The sequence below is a fragment of the Bartonella sp. CL63NXGY genome, assembly GCF_042194905.1.
Classification (GTDB): domain Bacteria; phylum Pseudomonadota; class Alphaproteobacteria; order Rhizobiales; family Rhizobiaceae; genus Bartonella.
The window spans coordinates 1-625 of record NZ_JBHINK010000124.1 but is presented as its reverse complement, the minus strand read 5'-3'; the positions used below and the strand labels follow the sequence as shown (position 1 = coordinate 625).

Sequence of the window (625 nt, the reverse complement as noted above, 5' to 3'; positions counted from 1 at the left end):
AATTTTGAACCAGGAATTATTCCGGGGAGTGCAAACTCATCATGGAATTACCCTTCGAATGCTGAATCAGTTGTCAAACGCTAAAACAGCTGGTAGTTTACCACAGAGTTTATTACCAACGATGCGGGTAATCCTTTATCGTGGGTACCATAACATTATTATCGCAGCAGTTGTTTTAATTGTAATAGCACTACTTGTTGGCATATCACTTGGCTGGAAAAATCACTTGAGAAGAATAAAGGTACTGTAAATGATTTATGAGGGATAAAACGGGTAAGAGGAAACGTGGAGGTTGGGAAGAAACTAAAATTTCTTTTCAGCCTCCTGCTTTTTAACGAACATTAGCAAGATAACGTGGAAAATAACCGCAAGGCTCGAGTCTAAGTACGAACGATGATCAGCCCGTTCCGTGCTAACCATCGTTCTAGCTTAGCCCACCGCCTTGCCGAGAAGGTTATTCCCCACTCACTTTTAATCTTTTTCTAATCATTTTAATAGGAATGTGTTATTATAATGAATGCATTTATCACGATAAAGGATGTTAAACATGATTTTCAACTCATTAATTAAGCCTAAAGCAACCTTAACCACCCTGCCAGAAACCGCAACGTTAAGCGAAGCACTC

1 protein-coding gene is annotated in these 625 nt (G+C 39.4%); it reads left to right on the top strand.

Going from position 1 to position 625, the window contains the following annotated elements:
* A partial coding sequence (locus ACFIK0_RS09640) for a hypothetical protein (protein WP_375663951.1) occupies positions 1–250 on the top strand: 250 nt, incomplete at its 5' end.
* Positions 251–625 lie beyond the last annotated feature (375 nt).